Raw genomic sequence first — 21,988 nt, forward strand, 5'->3', positions numbered from 1 at the left:
CCCTCCGCACATGACCGACACCCTCCCCACCGCGAGCCCTTCGCCCCGCCTGACCAGCCTGTCGCACGGCGGAGGCTGCGGCTGCAAGATCGCTCCCGGCCTGCTCGCCGATCTGCTCAAGCGCAGCGCGCCGCTGCCGTTCTTTCCCGACCTGCTGGTCGGCAACGATACCGCCGACGACGCCGCCGTCTACCGGCTCAACGACGAGCAGGCGATCGTCGCCACAACCGATTTCTTCATGCCGATCGTCGACGACCCGTTCGATTTCGGCCGCATCGCCGCGACCAATGCGCTGTCCGACGTCTACGCCATGGGCGGCAAGCCGATCATGGCGCTGGCGATCGTCGGCATGCCGATCAATGTGCTGCCGCACGACGTGATCGCGGCGGTGTTAAAGGGTGGCGAGTCCGTCTGCGCCGAAGCCGGCATTCCCCTCGCCGGCGGTCATTCGATCGATTCGGTGGAGCCCATCTATGGCCTCGTTGCGATCGGCGTGGTCGATCCGCGGCGCGTCAAACGCAATGCCGGTGCGCGGGCGGGCGACGTGCTGATCCTCGGCAAGCCGCTGGGCGTGGGCGTGCTGTCGGCGGCGTTGAAAAAGGACCGGCTCGATTCAAACGGCTATGCCGCGATGATCGCGGCCACGACCAAGCTCAACCGGCCGGGCGCGGCGCTGTCCATGCTCGACGGCGTGCATGCCCTCACGGATATCACTGGTTTCGGCTTGCTGGGCCATACGCTTGAATTGGCCCGCGGGTCGAATCTAACCGCCCGCGTGCGCTATGCGGATCTGCCCTGGCTGCCGGACGTGGTCAGCTTCGCGGAGGCAGGCATTTTTACCGGCGCTTCGGGACGCAACTGGGACGCTTACGGTAAAGATATTGTTTTGCCGTCCTCATTGCCGTCGACGGCCCGTACTCTGCTCACCGACCCGCAAACCTCGGGCGGCCTGCTGGTTTCGTGCGCGCCGGAAGCAGTCGACGAGGTGCTCACCCTGTTCCGTGCCGACGGTTTCCACGAGGCGTGCGTGATCGGCGAAATGGTCAGCGGAGACAAGCGAGTCGAAGTTAGCTGAGGCGCAGGCGGTTTCATCGGCGAGGCAAAGTTAGGCAACGCACAGGTGCTGGAAGCGGGGCTGCTCGGCTCGCCAGCCTGTATTCACCGCGCATGCGATAATTTCGCTTCTCCCGCCGGTCCGTTTCGTCCGCAACCCCTTGAAAAACCTACTCGTCAGCCTCGATCAAGCCGGTGATTTCGATGAAATCATCGATGTGCGCACGCCTTTAGAATTCGCCGAAGACCACATTCCCGGCGCGCTCAACGCGCCTGTGCTGAGCAACGAAGAGCGCGTTCTGGTCGGCACGACTTATAAACAGGTCTCGCCGTTCGAAGGCACGCGGATCGGCGCGGCGCTGGTTGCGCGCAATATCGCGCATCACCTGGAAACCACCTTCGCCGACCGGCCGCGCAACTGGCGGCCACTGATCTACTGCTGGCGCGGCGGGAAACGTTCGGGTTCGGTCACGACGCTGTTCAACATGATCGGCTGGCCGGCACGTCAACTGGACGGCGGCTATAAAGGCTACCGGCGCGCGACGCTGGACACCCTCGAGGCGTTGCCGAAGCAGTTCAACTACATCGCGCTGGTGGGCCCAACAGGCAGCGGCAAGACGCGTCTGCTCGAAGCGCTGCATCAGGCGGGCGCGCAGACGCTGGACCTCGAAGCGCTGGCCGCCCATCGCGGCTCGCTACTGGGCGCATGGGCGGGCATTGCCCAGCCGTCGCAAAAGCGCTTCGACACGCTACTAGTGAGCGCCCTGCGCACGTTCGATCCCAAACGGCCGGTGTTCGTCGAAGCGGAGAGCCGGCGGATCGGTTCGATTTCGCTGCCGCTCGCGCTCCTCGACACGTTTCATCAAGGCGCCTGCGTCGAGGTGTTATCGAGCCACGAAGACCGCGCGGCGTTCCTGCTGCATGACTATGCGCATCTGTTCGACGATCCTGAATCGTTGAAAGCGCAACTGCAGAAGATGATCGGTTTGCATAGCCGCGAACGTGTCACGGGCTGGCAACACCTCGTCGATGAAAATAACCGGGCTGAACTCGCTCGCGAGCTGATCGAACGGCACTATGATCCAGCGTATGCGCGCAGCAGCCATCAGCATTTCGTGCAGTTGCCGCGTGCGTTGCCAATGAATTTTCGGCCCAACGACGCCGATTTCGTTGAACAGGCAAAAGCCTTGCTTGCCCAACTCGATAACAGCTCACTCGCTGTCATCTGACTAAAAACTAACGTTCAAGACCATCCACTATGCAATCAACCCTTCGGCAGCCCCGTGTCGCCCTTGGCTGGATCGTGTTCCTGCTGATCGCCGTCGTCGGACTCTTCTATGTGAAGTGGTTTCCGTACTACAACCGGGCGTTCGTCGCCGCGAGTCAGCATTCCATCGGCAAGTCGATCCTGATGGGCACGGCATCGAGCGCGCCGACAGCCTCGTGGCAGGCGGCCATCGACTACGCGCTGGCTTACGGCAAGGCGATCTGGCAAGCCATGGTGCTGGGTCTTCTGCTGGGCTCGGCGGTGCAGGCGCTGATTCCGCCGCAGTGGGTCGCACGCGCGCTCGGCCGGACCGATTTCAGCAGCGTGGTGAAGGGCGGCCTGATGTCGTTGCCAGGCATGATGTGCACGTGCTGCGCGGCGCCGGTCGTGGCCGGCTTGCGCGCCCGTCAGGCGGCACCGGGTGCGGCAATCGCGTTCTGGCTGGGTAATACTGCGCTGAACCCGGCCACGCTGATCTTCATGGGCTTCGTACTTGGCTGGCAATGGATGGGCTTGCGGCTCGTCCTGGGCCTCGTGATGGTGTTCGGCCTCGGCTATCTGGTGAACCGGATGGTCACGCCGAAGGAAGCCGAAGCGTCGCGCGAGGCCATGGCGCAGCTCGTCACCACCGACGACCCGGGCACCGCGTTCACACGCTGGGTGAAAATCCTCGGAACAATGACGCTGCGGCTGATTCCCGAATACATCGTCCTGGTGCTGATTCTCGGCGCAGCGCGAGCATGGCTGTTCCCGCACATCGGACCCGGCATCGATAACAGCCTGCTGTGGATCGTCGCTTTGGCGATCGCCGGAACGCTGTTCGTGATTCCGACCGCAGGCGAAGTGCCGATCATTCAGGCCATGCTCTCCTTCGGCATGGCCGCAGGCCCCGCTGGCGCGTTGCTGATGACGCTGCCGTTGATCAGCGTGCCGTCGATGGCCATGCTCGGGCGCTCGTTCCCCAGGCGCGTGCTGACGGCGGTGGCGCTGGCCGTAGTGGTTTGCGGGGTGGTCAGCGGGTTATTGGCTATCGCTTTGGGCTTCTAAACGATGAAACGTATCGCAGCATTCTCTCTGACGAGCTGGTCGGCCGCCGGCCTTCTCTACTTCGGACAGCATTCGGTGGCCCTGATCGTCGTCAGCGGGGTCGTCGCGCTGGCCGGCTTCGACCTGCTCCGCCCCTGACGGGATCTACGTCGGACGAATCGTCGCCGACTCGAGCGTCATCCTGCGACGCGCGCCGATCAGCGCCGCCAAAGCCGTACCAATCCCCAACGCGAACAGGCACGCCGTCGGCACCAGCATCGGCGCGACATGGCTGTGCGCCGCCTTGCCGACATAAGGCATCAGGTTCTGCCCAGCAAAGCCGCCGAGATTGCCGATCGCGTTAATCGCCGCCACGCTTGCCGCGGCTCTTGCGCCGGAGAAGAACCGCGGGGGCAGCGACCAGAAGCACGGATAGAGCAAGGGGATGCACGCCCCGCCCAGACACAGCGCGGCAAAACGCAACGAGGCGGTTGGCAGGACGAGGCTCGATGCAAAGCAAACGACGCCGATTCCGGCCACCACGCTCATCGCCTTCAACACGACGCGCTCACGCTTGAGCTTGCCGGGCAGCCACAGCAGAAGCAGTGTCGCGAGCGCCCACGGAATCATGTTCAGCAGGCCGTTCAGCGACGACGACACGCCATCGCTTTTCAGCAGCGTCGGCATCCAGTAGGTCACCCCGTATAACGACGTCGACATCAGCATGTACGTCAACGCGAACATGAGAACCTTCGGATCGAGCAACGCACCCCAGGGCCGCGTCGCCTTGGCGTCATCCGACGCTTCCCGCTTGAGCGCGGCGACGACGACGTCCTTCTCCTGCTGTGAAAGGAACGGCGCGTCCTGCACCGAATTCGGCAAGAATTTGAGCGCGACGAACGCGATCAGAATGGCGGGAATGCCGGTGGCGATAAAAACCCACTGCCAACCCGCGAAGCCCCACGTACCGCCCAGCGTCAGCAGAAGACCGCCGACCAGCGAGCCCAGCATGTTGGCGAGCGAACTGCCCAGCGTGAAGAACCCCAGCACTTTGGTGCGATAGCTCTGTGGGAACCACTGCGTGAGGTAGTAGATGACGCCGGGATAAAAACCGGCTTCGGCAACGCCCAGTGCAAAGCGAAAGGAATAGAAGACTGGCAGCGAACGCGCGAACGCCATCAGCACCGTGACCACGCCCCAGGTCATCATGATGCGCGCGAGCCAGGTCCGCGCGCCGAAGCGATGCAGCGCCAGTGTGCTGGGCACCTCGAAGATGAGATAGCCGATAAAGAACAGCGAGGCGCCCAGCCCGTATGACGCTTCCGTCATGCCGAGGGCGTACACCATCTCCAGCTTGGCGAAACCGACGTTCTGGCGGTCGATAAATGAAATCAGAAACATGACGATCAGAAGCGGCATCAGCCGCCACGCCATTTTCCTCATTACCTGCTGCTCAAATCCTGCCTGCGTAGACATGTCCGCTCCGGTTTGCTCGCCAGCCGCCTTCACCACTCGCCTGGCGGCACGGCAGCCGCTACGTCGAGGGAAACAGCCAGATTGATGTAGTCATATATATGTTTATATGAACTGGCATCGGACACCATGAGGTGATACCCGAATAGGCGCGCGCGGCCCCAGCGATCCTGGCGGCGCTATGTTCAAAAAAGCGGGGTGAGGTTGAGGCGAATCAGCTCCGTGGTATTCCAACGGGTCGCCGGCTCAGCGGATTTCCACCTGGTACTGAAACGTCGTGGCTGCGCCGCGCGTGCTGCGCCATTCGAACGGCGTGCCCGCGAAGTCTGACGCGACACGCTGGACTTGGATGACGGGGCTGCCGACCGCTACATCGAGAAGCGAGGCATCGTCGGATGTGGCTTGTTCTACTCTTAAGATTTCCGTAGCGGACGCCACGATTTGCCGGCAAAGACGCTCGTACAACGGATACAGCAAGTCCTCGAAATCGCCGAGCGGCAACGTAGCCAAGGGTTCGAAACGCGTGCGCGGCAACCAGATTTCTTCTGACAGGACCGCCTGGCCTTCGATCAGGCGCACACGCGAGAGGTGGATCGCTTTCTCGGAGGCTTTCATCCGCAAAGTAGAGCGGATTTCTTCGCCAGGTTTCACGATCTCGCGCTTGAGCACGCGCGCGGTCGGCCGCACCGGCTCGCCGTCGCGCGACTTGAAACGAAAAAAGCGAAACAGCGACGAATCGAAACGGGGCCGGCGAATAAATGTGCCCTTGCCCTGGCTGCGCGTGAGCACACCGTCGACAACGAGCAGATCAATCGCTTTACGAACCGTGCCAGTGGAGACGTTATAGAACTGCCCCAGCTCCGCCTCCGTGGCGATGGGTTCCTCCAACGCCCATTCGCCCGCGGCAATGCGGCCAACCAGGTCGTCACGCAATTGCTGATAACGGGGCAACCGACCATCCGGCTTGGTCAAGAAAGAGGTTGCTTCCATAGTATTCATATAGTTGTTCAGAGGAGTAACTACTGTACAGCATCCCACAACGGCAACGTGAGCAAGGGTTAATACTCAATGACTTTTGGCGGTTTTGCGACCACCATTCATGTAGTCATATATATGACTACATGATAAGCACGACGGAGACGGCTATGTTCACGTGGTACAAGCAAGGCACGCCCCTCGAACGCAACACCTTCTGGGGGTGCTTTGCGGGTTGGGGGCTCGACGCGCTCGATGTGCAGATGTTCACCCTGGCCATCCCCGCGATCATTGCCGCGTACGGCATCGACCATACGCAGGCCGGCGCGATCAGCAGCGTGACGTTGATATCGTCGGCACTCGGCGGCTGGATCGCAGGGGCGTTATCGGACCGCATCGGACGTGTCCGGACCTTGCAAATAACGATCCTCTGGTTCGCCGGCTTCACCTTTCTCTGCGCGTTCGCCCAGAACTTCCCGCAACTCCTGGTTCTCAAGGCGCTTCAAGGATTCGGATTCGGCGGCGAGTGGGCGGCAGGTGCGGTATTGATGGCGGAAACCATTCGTACCGAACACCGTGGCAAGGCGATGGGCGCCGTGCAAAGCGCCTGGGCGGTCGGCTGGGGCGCGGCCGTGCTGGTGTATGCCGTGGCGTTCTCCTGGTTGCCGTCGGACACCGCATGGCGCGTGATGTTCGCCGTCGGCCTCGTGCCGGCCGGCCTGGTTCTATTCGTCCGGCGCAATCTGAAGGAACCGGCGCGCGTCGCGCCGGCAAGCGCAGCCCCCAAGGTCTCGGTGCTCGGGCAGATAACCCAGGTCTTCCAGCCGCGTGTGCTCCGGACCACCGTAATCGGCGCCGTGCTGGGCACCGGCGCTCATGGCGGGTACTACGCGATCATGACCTGGCTGCCCACCTTCCTTGCCAAAGAACGGCACCTGTCGGTTCTGAACACCGGTGGCTATCTGGCGGTCGTCATCGTGGCCTTCTGGTGCGGCTGCATGGCAAGCGCCTATCTGCTCGACCGCATTGGCCGCCGGCGCAACGTCGCCCTTTTCGCGTTCTGTTGCATCGTTACGGTTCTCGCTTACGTGATGCTGCCGCTGAGCAACACGCAAATGCTCGTGCTGGGCTTCCCACTTGGCTTGTTCGCGGCGGGCATCCCAGCGAGCCTCGGCCCGCTTTTCAACGAACTGTACCCGGCTGACATGCGCGGCACAGGCGTCGGATTCTGCTACAACTTCGGACGGATCGCCTCGGCGGGCTTCCCTGTGCTCGTCGGCTACATGAGTCATTCGATGTCCCTCGGTATGGCAATCGGCATCGACGCGGCCATCGCTTACGGCCTCGCGATGATCGCTGTGTTGCTGCTTCCCGAGACGCGCGGTAAACGTCTGCGTGGCGTGGCGCCCGAATCGACGCCCGATGCCGTCGACAACGCGCGATTGACCCTGGACCCGCCGCGGGGCTGACCATGAGTGCTCCCGTATCCCTCGCTCAGTCCTACTCCTGCCGCGTGGACACTCACGCGCACGTCTTCGAGAGAAGTTTGCCGCTCACGGACAGCCGGCGCTACGCGCCTGACTATGACGCCACGCTCGACACCTATTTGCAACTGCTGAACACGCACGACATCGGGCACGCGGTTCTGGTGCAACCGAGCTTTCTCGGGACGGACAATCGCTACCTGCTGCAAGCGCTGTCGCGAGACACGCATCGCTTAAGGGGTGTAGCGGTCGTTGCGCCCGATACTTCAGAGGAAGCGCTGGCCGAGCTGCATGGTCGAGGCGTAACCGGCATACGGCTCAATCTGATCGAGCAGGCATTGCCGGATCTGGGAGCGAAATCATGGACGCCGTTGCTCGAACGATTGTCGAGGCTGGGTTGGCACGTCGAACTACACCGGAATGCGCAGGACCTGGCACCGATGCTCGACCGCTTGCTGGAAGTCGGCGTACCCGTAGTCGTCGATCATTTCGGACGCCCCGACCCTGAGAAAGGGATTCACGATCCCGGCTTCAAAACCTTGCTCAGTTATGGCGGAACCGGCCGAGTGTGGGTCAAGGTCTCGGGCGCCTACCGATGTGCGGTTCCCGGCTCTGGCTTTGTGCGTGAGGCGACGAGCCTGCTTGTCGAACACTTCGGTGCTGAGCGGCTGATGTGGGGAAGCGACTGGCCCCATACTCAGTACGAGCAGGTGATGAATTACGGCCAGTCGTTGTCGACGCTATTGGAACTCGGCCTGGACGCAGCAGTGGTCGATACGATTCTATGCACGACCCCTGCGTTGTTTTACGGATTCGAACAGGACTCCGGGGACCGCTGCGCGTCGGCAACGGCGGCGCTGCAGCGCGCTTCCTTAGGGACGACCGTGCGCTAGTGAAAACGCATGGACATGCAGCGACCCCGAAGGCATCAGCGAACGAGCCAAACTGTGGAGAAATACAGGGAATACGACGAGGAGAAACTGACAGGACAGCCGCACGAAGATGAAGTGCGCCGATGTGATGCGAGAACATGACAGTAGACGAAAGCAAAGCCGCTTTCGTCTACGTCACATATGCGTTGGTAGGCTCGATTGGATTCGAACCAACGACCCCCACCATGTCAAGGTGGTGCTCTAACCAACTGAGCTACGAGCCTTTAGAGGCGCGAATTATAGAGACTCCGGACGCCTCGCACAAGCCCTGCACGGCAAGTATGTTTGCGGACGAATGTCCGCCGGTTCGTTCGGTAGTTCGTATGTGGTTCGTTGTTCAACTCGCTTCAGTTTGTCGACGCCCACTCGGTCTGCGCGTCCAGCGGAAAAACCGGCCGCTTTACGTGCTCGAACTTGAACAGCCCGTAATCCGAACTCGTTACACCACGGCTATCGCACTCCACCAGGCCGGCGGCGATCGGCACAAAAACCGGTCGGCAGTACATGCGTGATTTGAGCAACAGGAAACGCGCGCGGCGCGGATCGATGCCGACGCTTTCAAATACGCCTAGGTCCCATGGTTCGTGCGTGCGCTCGGTTATCACGAGCTTGACCGTGCCAGTCTCGAGCACCGCCGCGCGCCCCATGAACGCACGCTGCCCTGTATAGGTCGGGCCGCTAATCACGTACTCGCCATCGGTCAGCGCACGCACTACACCGGTCACGGCAACCGGCGGCTGCGGCGTCACCGCGCTGCATGCGACCTTGTTGCCGATCGTCACCGTCACCGTGCTGCCGACGCCCGCCGCCATCAGCGCCGCGACAGCCTGCGGATCGCACAACGGGCCGCTCACGACCCCTTCGAGCTTCTGCCTAAGCGCTTCCTCCAGCAGGTCCATCGTGTCGCACGTGCCGCCCGACATGCAGTTGTCGCCGTGATCGAGCAGCAGCACCGGTTTGTCCGCGCCCTGCGCGAGCGTTGCGGCCTGCGCGACCGACTCCGCCAGCGGCGCGCTGCGATAAACGAAATCCTCGCGCTCGTTCCAGATCTGCCGCGCAATGCGCTCCGCCACTGCTTCCGCCTGCGCGCGCTCGCCGTTCGCCACCACGACGACGCTGATACATGGCGCCTCGATATCGGCGAGCGAGAAGCCAGACAGCACTGACACAGCGAGCATGCCATCGGCCTCTGCCGCGCGTGCGGCGTCTACCGCGCGCTTCATCGCGCCTTCGGCCGTCGCGCTGCGCAGCGTATGTGTGAGCAACGGCGGCTGGCGCCATGCGATCACCGGCGTCGCCGTGCTGTGGACCAGGTCGAACAGCAGACGCGCTGCATGCGCGCCGGTCTCGTACATATCGACGTGCGGATAGGTTTTGAAACTGACGATCACGTCGGCGTTGTCGATCATCTTCTGCGTGACGTTGCCATGCAGATCGAGTGCGACGGCAATCGGCGCGTTCGGCAGCACAGCGCGCACACGTTCGAGTAGATCGCCTTCACCGTCGTTCGTATTCTCGGCGACCATCGCACCGTGCAGATCGAGCATCACAGCATCGCAACCCGTTGCGGCCGCAACGATTGCATCGCAGATCGCGTCGTACGCGGCGGCTTCGACCGGTCCGCTCGGATTCGCCGATGCGGAAATCGGCGTCACGATCCCGGCATGCTCGCGCTCGGCCGCATCGATGAACGCGGCCATCGCCGTCTGCATGCCCTTATTTTCGTTGAACGCGTCTTCGCCGTAGCTCGGGCCATTGCGGCCGAACGCTGCAAGCGGCGTGGCCACCGGCGAGAACGTGTTGGTCTCGTGGTTCATCCTTGCAATCAGGACTTTCATGCTTCCGTGCTCCCCGCCGTTTGCGCGGCGTTCAGCATCGCTTGCAACAGCACGTTACAGCCGGCTTCCAGATGGTCCGCGCGCGCATCTTCGATTTCGTTGTGGCTGATGCCATCCTTGCACGGTACGAAGATCATGGCTGCGGGCGCGACGCGTGCGAGATAGACGGCGTCGTGGCCGGCGCCGCTGATGACGTCCATCGACGAAAAGCCGAGCGTGTCCGCACCCTGCTGAACCGCGGCGACGAGATCCGCCGCGAACGGTTGGGGCGGGAAATACACCACTTGTTCGACATCGACCGTGATGCCGGCCTTCTCGCCCGCAGTCGCGCAGGCAGCGCGTAGTGCGGCATCCATCTCGGTGAGCGAGGCATCGTCAGCGGCCCGCAGATCAACCGTTAGGGTCACGCGCCCTGGAATCACGTTGCGCGAATTCGGATGGACGTCGAGCCAGCCGACCGTGCCGCGCCCATGCGGCGCGTGATCGAGGGCAATGCGATTCACCGTGTGAATCAGATCGGCCGCGACGAGCAATGCGTCGCGGCGCAGCTCCATCGGCGTAGGCCCGGCGTGCGCTTCCATGCCGTGCACCGTCACGTCGTACCAGCGTTGGCCTAACGCGCCCTGTACGACGCCAATCGTCGTGTCATGTGCCTCCAACACTGGTCCTTGTTCGATATGCGCTTCGAAATACGCGCCGACCGCATGAGGCTTTTCGCTGTCGCCCGCATAACCGATTGACGCGAGAGCATCGCGCACCGAGATGCCCTCGCGATCGCGTTGTTCGAGCGCATGCTCCAACGTGAACGCACCGGCGAACACGCCTGAACCCATCATCACCGGCACGAAACGCGAACCCTCTTCATTGGTCCACACCGCGACTTCCAGCGGTGCGAGCGTCCGCACGTTGGCGTCGGCCAGCGTGCGCAACACTTCGAGACCAGCCAGCACGCCGTAATTGCCGTCGAACTTGCCGCCCGTGGGCTGTGTATCGATGTGGCTGCCGGTCATCACCGGCGGCAGGTCATCACGCAAACCCGCGCGACGCGTGAAGATATTACCGATCGCGTCGATCCGCACACTGCACCCAATTTCCTTCGCCCACGCGATAAAGAGGTCACGCGCCTTGCGGTCCAGCTCGGTCAACGCGAGGCGGCACACACCGCCTTTATCCGTCGCGCCGATTTGCGCGAGGTGCATGAGACTGTCCCAGAGCCGCGCGCCGTCGACACGCAGATCAGCGAGCGTCGCGACGGTTGTTGATTCATGAACTTGCATCGATGCTTCCTCGTAATGAATACAGCGTGGGCGTCAGACGACACCGACGCCCAGATAACGGTCCTTGATCGAATCGTCGGCGGCGAAGGAAGCGTTGTCGCCTTCGTAGACGATCACACCTTGTTCAATGATGTAGTGGCGATCCGCGAGTTGTGTGCAGACTTCCAGATTCTGCTCGACCAGCAGAATCGCCACGCCCGCTTCACGGATCAACTTGAGTTGCGCGACGATCTCTTCGACGATCACCGGTGCGAGACCTTCCACCGGTTCGTCGAGCATCAACAGCCGCGGATGATTCATCAACGCACGGCCAATCGCGAGCATCTGCTGTTCGCCGCCGGAGAGTTGCGCACCACCGTTCGTGCGCCGCTCTTTCAGGCGCGGGAAAATGCGGTAGATGTCGTCGAGTTGCCACGGCGAATCCTTGCGCGCGCCGAGTCGCAGGTTTTCTTCGACGGTCAGCAGGCGAAAGACACCGCGATGTTCGGGCACGAAGCACACACCGCGCGAAGCGATCTTGTGCGGCGGCATGCCGCTGATTGTCATGCCGTTGAACGTCACCGTACCGCGCTGCGGTGTGACGACGCCGGCAATGGCCTTGAGTGTGGTCGACTTGCCTGCGCCGTTACGGCCCAATAGCGTGACCGTCTCACCATCGCTAATTTGCAGGGACATACCTTGCAGGATGTGACTCTTGCCGTAGAAGCCGTGAATCTGTTGTACGTCGAGAATCATGCGCGGCCTCCGGTGATCATGTTGCCGAGATAGGCGCTGCGTACGCGCTCGTCGCCGCGAATATCGTCCGGGCGCCCTTCCACCAGCACGCGTCCTTGCTGCATGACGGTGATCGTGTCGGAGATGTCCATCACGATGCCCATGTTGTGCTCGATCAGCACGACGGTGTAATCGTCGCGCAGGCCGCGGATCAATTGCTTCATATCGTCGAGGTCGTCGATGCCCATGCCGGAAGTCGGCTCATCCAGAAAGATCGCCTTGGGCCTCGCAGCGAGCGCCATGCCGACTTCAAGCCGCCGCTGCTGACCATGCGACAGCGCGCCCGCAGACGCATCGCTAAAGCGCTGCAACGCGAGGCGTTCAAGCACACTGTCGACAGTGTCCGCGTGGGTGAGTGCGCCATGCGGTGGCGTCCATGCGTTCAACGCTCGCACCGCGTCGACACCTTGCGCGGCGAGCCGCAGATTTTCGCGCACACTCAGATTGGCGAACAGACTCGTCACCTGAAACGAACGCGCGACGCCGCGGCGCACGCGTTTATGGTCGGGTTCATGCGTCACGTCGTGACCGTCGAAAATGATCTTCCCTTCGGTGATGGGCAACGTGCCCGTCAACACGTGAAACAGCGTCGTCTTGCCCGCGCCATTCGGACCGATCACCGAATGCACCGTACGTGGCATGACGCGTAGATTGACTTCGGAGAGTGCCGTGAATTTGCCATACCGCTTTACCACGCCGCTCGCTTGCAGAATCGCTTCGCTCATACGCGCTCCCTGGTTGCGTGGTTGCCCGCATTATCGTCGGCATCGGCGGTTCGGTTACGCCGCAGTGCTTGCCAGATTCGTTCGCCCAAACCCCATAGCCCGCGCTGCATGAAAAGGCTAATGGCGATCAGCACGATGCCGAGCAGCAACAGCCAGCGCGGCCATAGCGTGGAGAGCCAGTCCGCGAACAGCACGTAGAACGCAGCTCCCAGCACCGACGCAAACAGATTGCCCGTGCCACCAATCACCGTCATCACAAGGATCATCTCGCTCGTGTGGTAGTCGATGTTGGAAAGCGGCGCGATGCCAGTCATCAGTGCGTGCAACGCGCCAGCGAGGCCTGTCACCGCGCCGGAGATCACGAACGCCATGAGCTTGAATCGTTTGACGTCGTAGCCAACCGCGGCTGCGCGCGCCTCGTTGTCGCGAATCGCCAGCAACGTGCAGCCGAACACCGAGTGCGAGACGCGCATCAGCAACCAGAACACCACGAGGAACAGCACGGCGACGAAAGCGTAGTACTGCCACGGTGAAGTCAACGGTACGAGTGTCTTGCCGAACAATCCCAGCGCCGGGCGTGGGATGTCGAGCAAACCGTTGTCACCTCCGGTCAGATCGGGCGTGGTGTAAGCGAGGAAGTAGAACAACTGCCCGAATGCGAGCGTCAACATGACGAAGTACGTGCCGCGTTGGCGGATCGAAAACCAGCCGACCAGCGCAGCGGCGGCTGCACCGATCACGATCGCGGCAAGCAGCGCCACGGGTATCGGCATCGTCGTTTTCGTAAGGACGAGGCCCGCGCAATAGCTGCCGAGTCCGAAGAAGATGCCCTGCCCGAAGGAGAGCAAACCGGTATGGCCGAGCAACAGATTGCAACCGAGTGCGGCGAGCGCGAACACCAGTACTTCCGCGGCTAACGATCCGGAACGCAGCGTCAGCGGCAATACACACACGACCAGCAGCGCAAGCAACAGGAAACGATAGCGATGCAACGCGTGCCTCAAGCTGCGTTGCATCGGCCGGAAAGATGCGTCATGAGCACCAGGTTTCGAGGTATCGATCATGCCGCTCTCCCGAGCAAGCCGTTCGGCCGTAGCAGCAGCACTGCGGCCATCGCGACATAAATCATCAGCCGTGCGCCTTCCGGCCACAACGTACTCATCACACTCTGCACGATGCCGACCAGCAACCCGCCGACTAGCGCACCCAGAAAGTTGCCCATTCCGCCGACCACCACCACCACGAACGCGACGCTGAGCGCCTCGATGCCCATGAACGGATCGACACCACGAATTGGCGCGGCGAGCACACCCGCCAATGCGGCAGTGGCAGCGCCTAGCGCGAACACCAGGCTGAAGACGCGCATCACGTTGATGCCGAGCAACGACACCATTTCCGTCGATTCACTGCCGGCGCGCACCGCGCTGCCGAGCCGTGTGCCCTCCAGCACCCACCACAACAACGCGGCCAGCACGGCCGTGAAGCCGATCACAAACAGGCGGTACTTCGGATACACGAAACTGCCCCAGATCACCACGCCGTTCAGCATGTCGGGAACCGGCACGTTGTCGCCGAGCGGTCCCCAGATCAGGATCGCGCATTCCTGCACGACGAGGGCGAGACCGACCGTCACGAGAATATGAAACTCATGCTGTTGCGCGTAGACATGCCGCAAAATCAGCTTCTCGACGATCCACGCAAGAGCGCCGACGACGATCGGCACGACGACGAGCGCGGTCCAGAAATTCATCGACCACTGCATTGCCTGATAGCAGAAATACGCACCGAGCAAATAGAACGCGCCGTGCGCGAAATTCACGAAGCGCAGCAGGCCGAACACGATCGACAAGCCGACAGCAAGCAGGAAATACAGCATCCCTACTCCGATGCCGTTGACGACCTGCAGGAGATAAACATTCATGGCGTCCGTCTAAAGGGTATAGCGATGGAGTGCCGCTAATGAGCGTACCGCATTGCTTGCGGCACGGATGCATCAGGCCATCTTGCAGCCGGTCTTGTCGAGCGGGAGGAACGACTGGCCGGAGCTCACGATATCCGCGTAGTCGTCGGCGTTTTTCATCTTGTTCTTCGCCTTGCCCTTCAACAGATAGTAGTTCTTCAGTACCTGATGGTCGCCCTTGCGGATTTCCTCCGGCCCGGTCAAGCCGTCGTATTTCATCCCCTCGAGCGTTGCGACCACCTTCTTCGGATCGACTGTGCCTGCTTTCACGATGCCGTCGAGCAAGATCTTTGTGCAGATATAAGAACCCGCAAGGCTGTAGTTGGGATTGGCCTTGAACGCGGCATTGCTGCGTTTGACGAGATCGCGATTGAGCGGCGAGTCGATGTCGTGCCAATACTGTGCGCCAAAATAAACGCCTTCGCACAGATCCGCGCCGAGCGATTCGAACTGCTCCAGGCCGGAAGCCCACGCGAGCAGAATCGTGCAATTGTTCTTCATGCCGAAGCTCACGGCCTGGCGCAACGTGTCGGACGATTGCGAACCGAAATTGAGAATCAGCAGGACGTCAGGCTTCGCGGCGACTGCATTCGTCAGATAGCCGCTGAACTCCTTCTCGTTGAGCGAGTGGTAGCTATTACCCACGTGCTCAATGCCCTTCTCCTTGAAAATCGCCTTGGCCGCCGATAGCAAACCGTCACCGAATACGTATTGCGGAGTGATGGTGTACCAGCGTTTTGCTTTCGGCATCATCTGGATCAACGGGCGCACGGTTTGTTCGATCGCACCGTAGGTCGGCACGGACCAGCGAAAAGTCGCGTCGTTGCAGTCCTTGCCGGTGATTTCGTCCGCGCCTGCAGTGGTGATAAAGATGCCACCGGCCTTCTGCACTTCCTTGCCCATCGCCAAAGCTTCGGAGGACAAAATACCGCCCGCGAAGAAGCGTGCATTCTTCTGCTGCGCGATTTCCTGCACGCGACGCACGGCCGTCGCGGGTTTACCTTCCGTATCGAGCACCGTGTACGCGAGCGGTTGACCGAGTACATTGCCGTACTGCTCGATAGCGAGCTTCATGCCGAGGTCGGCATACTTGCCGTTCGCCGCGAACGGGCCCGACATTGGCACCGGACAGGCGAACTGCAAGGTCCCGGCCTGCGCGAACGCGCTACGCGCGACCAGCGAACCCAACGTCCCCGGAACGGCCGACAACGCGGCCAGCTTCAACATATTTCGGCGATTCAAAATGACGCTCCTTAAGAAAGAGACACGCACTGACCGACTGCGAAACTGAAAGACGGCACGAACGACGACGAAAGCTTGCTGGCCGCCGAGAAGTTTTCCACCACACCGGCTTTGTTCTATTTATCATGATAAATAGGTTGGACTCGATCGTAGGTACAATAAATTCGAGTGTCAATAAGGCAAAATTCCTGGCGGCAGCGACACGGCTTTCCGTGCCATGACGGGCCCGGCGGCCCGTCGAAAGAACGTGCAGGACAAAATTGGGAGTAACGAAAATGGCCATGGACCGCGCCAAGGCTGGCGCCGCGATTGAGATCAAGCAGCAAAAGCGCGGCGATCTGGTCGCCGAGGAGATCAAGCGGCTCATCACGGAGAAGGATCTGAAACCGGGTGACCGCCTGCCGCGCGAGGTGGAACTGCAGCAGCTCTTTTCGGTGAGCAAGAGCACGATTCGCGAGGCCCTGAAGTCGCTCGAGGTGCAAGGTCTCATCAAGGTGACCACGGGTCCAAGCGGCGGCGGCATGGTGGTCGAAGTGCCGCTCGACCGCACGCTACAGCTCTTGCAGAACTACCTGTTCTTCAAGGATGTATCGATCGACGACATCTACACCGTGCGTAAATTGCTGGAGCCGGAGTTGGCGGCGGGTGCGGTGCCGCATCTGACGGAGCAGGACTTCGAGGCGCTCGAAGCAAGCATTGCGTGCTGCGACCGGCCGGCTTCATCACATGGCGGACAGGACATCGTTCGGCAACGTCAGGAAGACGTCAATTTTCACGACATCCTCGCGGCGGCGAATCCCAATCCGTTCCTGCGGTTCAGTTGCGAGTTGATCAACGAAATGATCCGGCAACTGATCGAGTTTCGTAACGACACGCCGCAGGTCGAACATGAACGTTTCGGCCTCGCCAACGTGAAGATTCACAAAGCGATCACAAAAGCGGCGCGAGAACGTGACGTGGAAAAGGTGCGCGAGCTGATGGTGGTCCACATGACCGAAGCGCCACGCTATGTGAAACGGATGAAGGGCAAGTTGCGTGGCCGGCTGATTCTCGATTCGGAGATTCGCCGGCGCGTGAGGGCGCGTAGTGTGGCGCCGGCTGAAGGGCCGGATCAGGAGTGAAGCCGATTTGACAGGCGCCGCGGCTGCATGGCGCGGCACTTGCAGCGGAATGTGCGGTGCCTGCCTAGGTCGGAAGTGTACTAACAGTGTGTCCACGGTCGACCAAACCGCCGGACACAACGACTAGGCAGGGCCTGATATATCCGAAATCGCCATGATGCGGGACCCGGTAGTTCCAGAGGCTGTTCGATTCGATGCCGCGACAAAACGAGGAGACTCAAAAAAACCGTGCAATCGAGATGAAAGCTCGGGTGCACCGGTCAATCTATGCCGATTGGCTTGAGACAACCATTCCACCGCTTTCGACGACCAAATTGGGTTGCGGTAGCCGCGTAAGGACTCAACCTTTTTCCGCCCGCGCCGTTATTGCATCTGCACAGGCATAACACTGGACCGTCATGGCACAACCTATTCCGTTTTCCCGCAAAACTGGCGCTGCACGTGCTCGGCATGACAAAGCCATGCTTTTGCCCATCGCACGGCAGGTCGCCGACGACCTTGCCCTGCGCGTGCATCTGGCGCTCGACGCCTTGCGCCGAGGTGCCGGTAGCACAAGCGATGCGCAAACGCTCACGCAGGTCATGCTGCTGACGGGTTTTCTGGCTGAATCCGGTTTTGGCTCGACGACGGGCGAGCAGATCGGTGCGGCGGAGAGAGCGGTGTCGGCGGTTTTCGATACCGGCCGTGAGACCGGCGAGTGGAGATTGGACAGCGCAGGGTTCGCGCTTTTCGCCGAAATCGCATCGAACTACGATCGGCAACTGCACAGCGCGCCCCTTTGGGCCATCACCGACGCCAGTGAACGACTTGACCGCTTCACCGCAGGCTTGTCGTATCAGACGCCGGTGCGGAAAAGGGCTTAAACAGATGGGATGATGCGGGACGGTGGGGGAACTACCGTCGGCGATTTTGCGGCATTGCTGACGGGAGTGACACCGGCAGCCCCGGAGCGCTTCGGTCAAAGTCTTGCGGTGGCGATGTTTTCGGATGCCCGCTTTTTGCGCCGGTAAACGCAGAAACCCCACCGTTGCGGGGTGGGGTTTCTGGTGCTGCTGGGGAGCCTGACGATTACCTACTTTCACACGGGAATCCGCACTATCATCGGCGTGGAGTCGTTTCACGGTCCTGTTCGGGATGGGAAGGGGTGGGACCGACTCGCTATGGTCATCAGGCATGACTTGTTGCCGTACTGCTCGTGGAGCAATACAACCAATCTGGAAGAAGTAGCTGAGAGGATGCCTCTCGGTATTACTTTGGGTTGTGCGTATCGTGCACAACATCGATCTCAACCTGTGTGTTCTGCTCCCCCATCCGGGGGTTCACACGTATCCCCTTCGGGGATCGGACCAGCGTAAGCGCTGGTCGAGACACACCTGTTATAGGATCAAGCCTTACGGGCAATTAGTATCAGTTAGCTTAACGCATTACTGCGCTTCCACACCTGACCTATCAACGTCCTGGTCTTGAACGACCCTTCAAGGGGCTCGAAGCCCCGGGGATATCTCATCTTAAGGCGAGTTTCCCGCTTAGATGCTTTCAGCGGTTATCTCTTCCGAACATAGCTACCCGGCGATGCCACTGGCGTGACAACCGGTACACCAGAGGTTCGTCCACTCCGGTCCTCTCGTACTAGGAGCAGCCCCCTTCAAATATCCAGCGCCCACGGCAGATAGGGACCAAACTGTCTCACGACGTTTTAAACCCAGCTCACGTACCTCTTTAAATGGCGAACAGCCATACCCTTGGGACCGGCTACAGCCCCAGGATGAGATGAGCCGACATCGAGGTGCCAAACACCGCCGTCGATATGAACTCTTGGGCGGTATCAGCCTGTTATCCCCAGAGTACCTTTTATCCGTTGAGCGATGGCCCTTCCATACAGAACCACCGGATCACTATGACCTGCTTTCGCACCTGCTCGACTTGTCGGTCTCGCAGTTAAGCACGCTTATGCCATTGCACTATCAGCACGATTTCCGACCGTACCTAGCGTACCTTCGTACTCCTCCGTTACACTTTGGGAGGAGACCGCCCCAGTCAAACTGCCTACCATGCACTGTCCCCAGTCCGGATAACGGACCAAGGTTAGAACCTCAAACAAACCAGGGTGGTATTTCAAGGGCGGCTCCACGCAGACTGGCGTCCACGCTTCATAGCCTCCCACCTATCCTACACAGATCGGTTCAAAGTCCAATGCAAAGCTACAGTAAAGGTTCATGGGGTCTTTCCGTCTAGCCGCGGGGAGATTGCATCATCACAAACACTTCAACTTCGCTGAGTCTCGGGAGGAGACAGTGTGGCCATCGTTACGCCATTCGTGCAGGTCGGAACTTACCCGACAAGGAATTTCGCTACCTTAGGACCGTTATAGTTACGGCCGCCGTTTACCGGGACTTCAATCAAGAGCTTGCACCCCATCATTTAATCTTCCGGCACCGGGCAGGCGTCACACCCTATACGTCCACTTTCGTGTTTGCAGAGTGCTGTGTTTTTATTAAACAGTCGCAGCCACCAGTTTATTGCAACCCCTTCACCCTTTGCGCGCAGGCGCATCAAGCTACAGGGGCGTACCTTATCCCGAAGTTACGGTACCAATTTGCCGAGTTCCTTCTCCCGAGTTCTCTCAAGCGCCTTAGAATACTCATCTCGCCCACCTGTGTCGGTTTGCGGTACGGTCTTGTTAAACTGAAGCTTAGAGGCTTTTCTTGGAACCACTTCCAGTTGCTTCTTCACCGAAGTGAATGGCCTCGCACCCTTGAATTCCGCGCCCGGATTTGCCTAAGCGCCTTCTCCAATGCAAGGACCGGGACTTCCAACACCCGGACAACCTTCCGCGATCCGTCCCCCCATCGCATTTAACAATGGTGCAGGAATATTAACCTGCTTCCCATCAGCTACGCATTTCTGCCTCGCCTTAGGGGCCGACTCACCCTACGCCGATGAACGTTGCGTAGGAAACCTTGGGCTTACGGCGAGGGGGCCTTTCACCCCCTTTATCGCTACTCATGTCAGCATTCGCACTTCCGATACCTCCAGCGCACTTTTCAATGCACCTTCGCAGGCTTACGGAACGCTCTCCTACCATGCACATAAATGTGCATCCGCAGCTTCGGTATATTGCTTAGCCCCGTTACATCTTCCGCGCAGGACGACTCGATCAGTGAGCTATTACGCTTTCTTTAAAGGATGGCTGCTTCTAAGCCAACCTCCTGACTGTTTTAGCCTTCCCACTTCGTTTCCCACTTAGCAATATTTGGGGACCTTAGCTGGCGGTCTGGGTTGTTTCCCTCTTGACACCGGACGTTAGCACCCGATGTCTGTCTCCCGTGATTGCACTCTTCGGTATTCGGAGTTTGCTATGGCGTAGTAATCCGCAATGGACCCCACAACCATGACAGTGCTCTACCCCCGAAGGTGATACACGAGGCACTACCTAAATAGTTTTCGGAGAGAACCAGCTATTTCCAGGTTTGTTTAGCCTTTCACCCCTATCCACAGCTCATCCCCTAACTTTTCAACGTTAGTGGGTTCGGACCTCCAGTACGTGTTACCGCACCTTCATCCTGGCCATGGATAGATCACCTGGTTTCGGGTCTACACCCAGCGACTGAATCGCCCTGTTCGGACTCGCTTTCGCTACGCCTGCCCTAATCGGTTAAGCTTGCCACTGAATGTAAGTCGCTGACCCATTATACAAAAGGTACGCAGTCACCCCACAAGGAGGCTCCTACTGTTTGTATGCATGCGGTTTCAGGATCTATTTCACTCCCCTCCCGGGGTTCTTTTCGCCTTTCCCTCACGGTACTGGTTCACTATCGGTCGATCACGAGTATTTAGCCTTGGAGGATGGTCCCCCCATCTTCAGACAGGATTTCACGTGTCCCGCCCTACTTGTCGTACACCCAGTTCTTCCTCGCTGTTTTCGTCTACAGGGCTATCACCTGCTATGGCGGCACTTTCCAGAGCCTTCGACTAACAATGAAGATAAAGAGTACAGGCTGGTCCCATTTCGCTCGCCACTACTCTGGGAATCTCGGTTGATTTCTTTTCCTGCGGTTACTTAGATGTTTCAGTTCACCGCGTTCGCTTCACGTAGCCTATGTATTCAGCTACGGATACCTCAAAAGAGGTGGGTTTCCCCATTCGGACATCGGGGGATCAAAGCTCGTTTGCCAGCTCCCCCCCGCTTTTCGCAGGCTACCGCGTCCTTCATCGCCTGTGATCGCCAAGGCATCCACCACATGCACTTGTTCGCTTGACCCTATAACGGGTGTGTCTCGCACTGCATCCACGGGGAATGAAGTGTTTCGTCACAGTCGCTACAGGTTGAGTATTCGTGTTGCGCCGTATTCCAAGAGCAATCTTTCGATTCCCCTTTTCATACATTGATACAATCACAACCCTGATTCACCTACTCACACACCCATCTCTAGATGTCCTTTCGTGAATCTCTTTACTACTTCTTCCTGATTGTTAAAGAACGACAGCCGATAGCGCGGTTGCTATAACCGCGTATCACTCTGACTGGCTCAATCGCCAATGCCTGTTTCACTACACCGCAAATCCCTTTCAGGGCCGCTGCAGTAAAACCGGCATTGAAGATTGGTGGAGGATGACGGGATCGAACCGACGACCCCCTGCTTGCAAAGCAGGTGCTCTCCCAGCTGAGCTAATCCCCCAGTCATACACGGATACTGCTATCCGTATATTGATAGCCCCAGGGGGTTCAGTGATCAGCGCAGCCACCGCAGAAACAGTGGTGGGTCTGGATGGATTCGAACCATCGACCCCCGCCTTATCAAGACGGTGCTCTAACCAACTGAGCTACAGACCCCTGAGTC

17 protein-coding genes, 3 tRNA genes and 2 rRNA genes are annotated in these 21,988 nt (G+C 60.0%); 8 read left to right on the forward strand and 14 right to left on the reverse strand.

The genetic code is table 11. The features are described from left to right. Positions 1-10: 10 nt before the first annotated feature. The 4 genes from selD to PQQ86_RS36130 all read left to right on the forward strand — a co-directional run bounded on the left by selD (position 11) and on the right by PQQ86_RS36130 (position 3,505). Positions 11-1,075, forward strand: a complete 1,065-nt coding sequence (gene selD, locus PQQ86_RS36115) for a selenide, water dikinase SelD (RefSeq protein ID WP_408278322.1) — start codon at positions 11-13, stop codon at positions 1,073-1,075. A gap of 139 nt (positions 1,076-1,214) precedes the next feature. Next, the gene (gene mnmH / locus PQQ86_RS36120) at positions 1,215-2,282 is read left to right on the forward strand and encodes a tRNA 2-selenouridine(34) synthase MnmH (protein WP_408278325.1); all 1,068 of its coding nucleotides are present in this window, start codon (positions 1,215-1,217) and stop codon (positions 2,280-2,282) included. A gap of 29 nt (positions 2,283-2,311) precedes the next feature. Continuing rightward, complete coding sequence (locus PQQ86_RS36125; RefSeq protein WP_408278327.1) at positions 2,312-3,367, forward strand: permease; 1,056 nt, start codon at positions 2,312-2,314, stop codon at positions 3,365-3,367. Positions 3,368-3,370: 3 nt separating this feature from the next. After that, complete coding sequence (locus tag PQQ86_RS36130; RefSeq protein ID WP_011490803.1) at positions 3,371-3,505, forward strand: hypothetical protein; 135 nt, start codon at positions 3,371-3,373, stop codon at positions 3,503-3,505. Positions 3,506-3,511: 6 nt separating this feature from the next. On the opposite strand, the gene PQQ86_RS36135 is transcribed toward PQQ86_RS36130, so the two are convergent. Further along, positions 3,512-4,822, reverse strand: coding sequence for an MFS transporter (locus tag PQQ86_RS36135; RefSeq protein WP_408278330.1), 1,311 nt, complete (start codon positions 4,820-4,822; stop codon positions 3,512-3,514). A 243-nt stretch (positions 4,823-5,065) separates the two neighbouring features. Next, positions 5,066-5,809, reverse strand: a complete 744-nt coding sequence (locus PQQ86_RS36140) for a GntR family transcriptional regulator (RefSeq protein ID WP_408278333.1) — start codon at positions 5,807-5,809, stop codon at positions 5,066-5,068. 155 nt (positions 5,810-5,964) lie between these two features. On the opposite strand from PQQ86_RS36140, the gene PQQ86_RS36145 reads away from it, so the two are divergent. Together PQQ86_RS36145 and PQQ86_RS36150 are read left to right on the forward strand one after the other, a co-directional pair. Continuing rightward, entirely contained in the window at positions 5,965-7,263 is a 1,299-nt protein-coding gene (locus PQQ86_RS36145) for an MFS transporter (protein WP_408278336.1), read from the forward strand. Between the two features lie 2 nt (positions 7,264-7,265). Next, positions 7,266-8,171 (forward strand): amidohydrolase family protein, encoded by a 906-nt coding sequence (locus tag PQQ86_RS36150; RefSeq protein WP_408278339.1) that lies wholly within the window; start codon positions 7,266-7,268, stop codon positions 8,169-8,171. A gap of 186 nt (positions 8,172-8,357) precedes the next feature. Here the strand turns inward: PQQ86_RS36150 and PQQ86_RS36155 are convergent. The 8 genes from PQQ86_RS36155 to PQQ86_RS36190 form a co-directional block, all read right to left on the reverse strand. Continuing rightward, a tRNA-Val gene (locus PQQ86_RS36155) sits at positions 8,358-8,434 on the reverse strand. A gap of 123 nt (positions 8,435-8,557) precedes the next feature. Continuing rightward, the gene (locus tag PQQ86_RS36160) at positions 8,558-10,048 is read right to left on the reverse strand and encodes a M81 family metallopeptidase (RefSeq protein WP_408278342.1); all 1,491 of its coding nucleotides are present in this window, start codon (positions 10,046-10,048) and stop codon (positions 8,558-8,560) included. Continuing rightward, the gene (locus tag PQQ86_RS36165; protein WP_408278345.1) at positions 10,045-11,325 is read right to left on the reverse strand and encodes a Zn-dependent hydrolase; all 1,281 of its coding nucleotides are present in this window, start codon (positions 11,323-11,325) and stop codon (positions 10,045-10,047) included. The genes PQQ86_RS36160 and PQQ86_RS36165 overlap by 4 nt, the downstream gene beginning before the upstream one ends. 33 nt (positions 11,326-11,358) lie before the next feature. Continuing rightward, complete coding sequence (locus tag PQQ86_RS36170; RefSeq protein ID WP_408278347.1) at positions 11,359-12,060, reverse strand: ABC transporter ATP-binding protein; 702 nt, start codon at positions 12,058-12,060, stop codon at positions 11,359-11,361. Then, complete coding sequence (locus PQQ86_RS36175) at positions 12,057-12,824, reverse strand: ABC transporter ATP-binding protein (RefSeq protein ID WP_408278350.1); 768 nt, start codon at positions 12,822-12,824, stop codon at positions 12,057-12,059. Before PQQ86_RS36175 ends, PQQ86_RS36170 begins: the two co-directional genes overlap by 4 nt. Next, complete coding sequence (locus PQQ86_RS36180) at positions 12,821-13,888, reverse strand: branched-chain amino acid ABC transporter permease (protein ID WP_408278353.1); 1,068 nt, start codon at positions 13,886-13,888, stop codon at positions 12,821-12,823. Before PQQ86_RS36180 ends, PQQ86_RS36175 begins: the two co-directional genes overlap by 4 nt. Then, positions 13,885-14,745 (reverse strand): branched-chain amino acid ABC transporter permease, encoded by an 861-nt coding sequence (locus PQQ86_RS36185; protein ID WP_408278356.1) that lies wholly within the window; start codon positions 14,743-14,745, stop codon positions 13,885-13,887. Before PQQ86_RS36185 ends, PQQ86_RS36180 begins: the two co-directional genes overlap by 4 nt. A gap of 72 nt (positions 14,746-14,817) precedes the next feature. Further along, positions 14,818-16,026, reverse strand: coding sequence for an ABC transporter substrate-binding protein (locus PQQ86_RS36190; RefSeq protein ID WP_408278359.1), 1,209 nt, complete (start codon positions 16,024-16,026; stop codon positions 14,818-14,820). A 275-nt stretch (positions 16,027-16,301) separates the two neighbouring features. On the opposite strand from PQQ86_RS36190, the gene PQQ86_RS36195 reads away from it, so the two are divergent. Both PQQ86_RS36195 and PQQ86_RS36200 read left to right on the forward strand, forming a co-directional pair. Then, complete coding sequence (locus PQQ86_RS36195) at positions 16,302-17,147, forward strand: FadR/GntR family transcriptional regulator (protein ID WP_408278361.1); 846 nt, start codon at positions 16,302-16,304, stop codon at positions 17,145-17,147. Positions 17,148-17,545: 398 nt separating this feature from the next. Then, positions 17,546-18,010, forward strand: coding sequence for a hypothetical protein (locus tag PQQ86_RS36200; protein ID WP_408278363.1), 465 nt, complete (start codon positions 17,546-17,548; stop codon positions 18,008-18,010). A gap of 196 nt (positions 18,011-18,206) precedes the next feature. On the opposite strand, the gene rrf is transcribed toward PQQ86_RS36200, so the two are convergent. The 4 genes from rrf to PQQ86_RS36220 all read right to left on the reverse strand — a co-directional run bounded on the left by rrf (position 18,207) and on the right by PQQ86_RS36220 (position 21,981). Next, a 5S ribosomal RNA gene (rrf, locus tag PQQ86_RS36205) occupies positions 18,207-18,319 on the reverse strand. A 208-nt stretch (positions 18,320-18,527) separates the two neighbouring features. Next, a 23S ribosomal RNA gene (locus PQQ86_RS36210) occupies positions 18,528-21,408 on the reverse strand. A 342-nt stretch (positions 21,409-21,750) separates the two neighbouring features. After that, a tRNA-Ala gene (locus PQQ86_RS36215) sits at positions 21,751-21,826 on the reverse strand. 78 nt (positions 21,827-21,904) lie between these two features. Further along, positions 21,905-21,981: transfer RNA gene (locus PQQ86_RS36220), tRNA-Ile, on the reverse strand. Positions 21,982-21,988: the final 7 nt, after the last annotated feature.

Origin of the sequence: Paraburkholderia sediminicola, from assembly GCF_046026675.1 — a bacterium.
GTDB lineage: Bacteria > Pseudomonadota > Gammaproteobacteria > Burkholderiales > Burkholderiaceae > Paraburkholderia > Paraburkholderia sediminicola_F.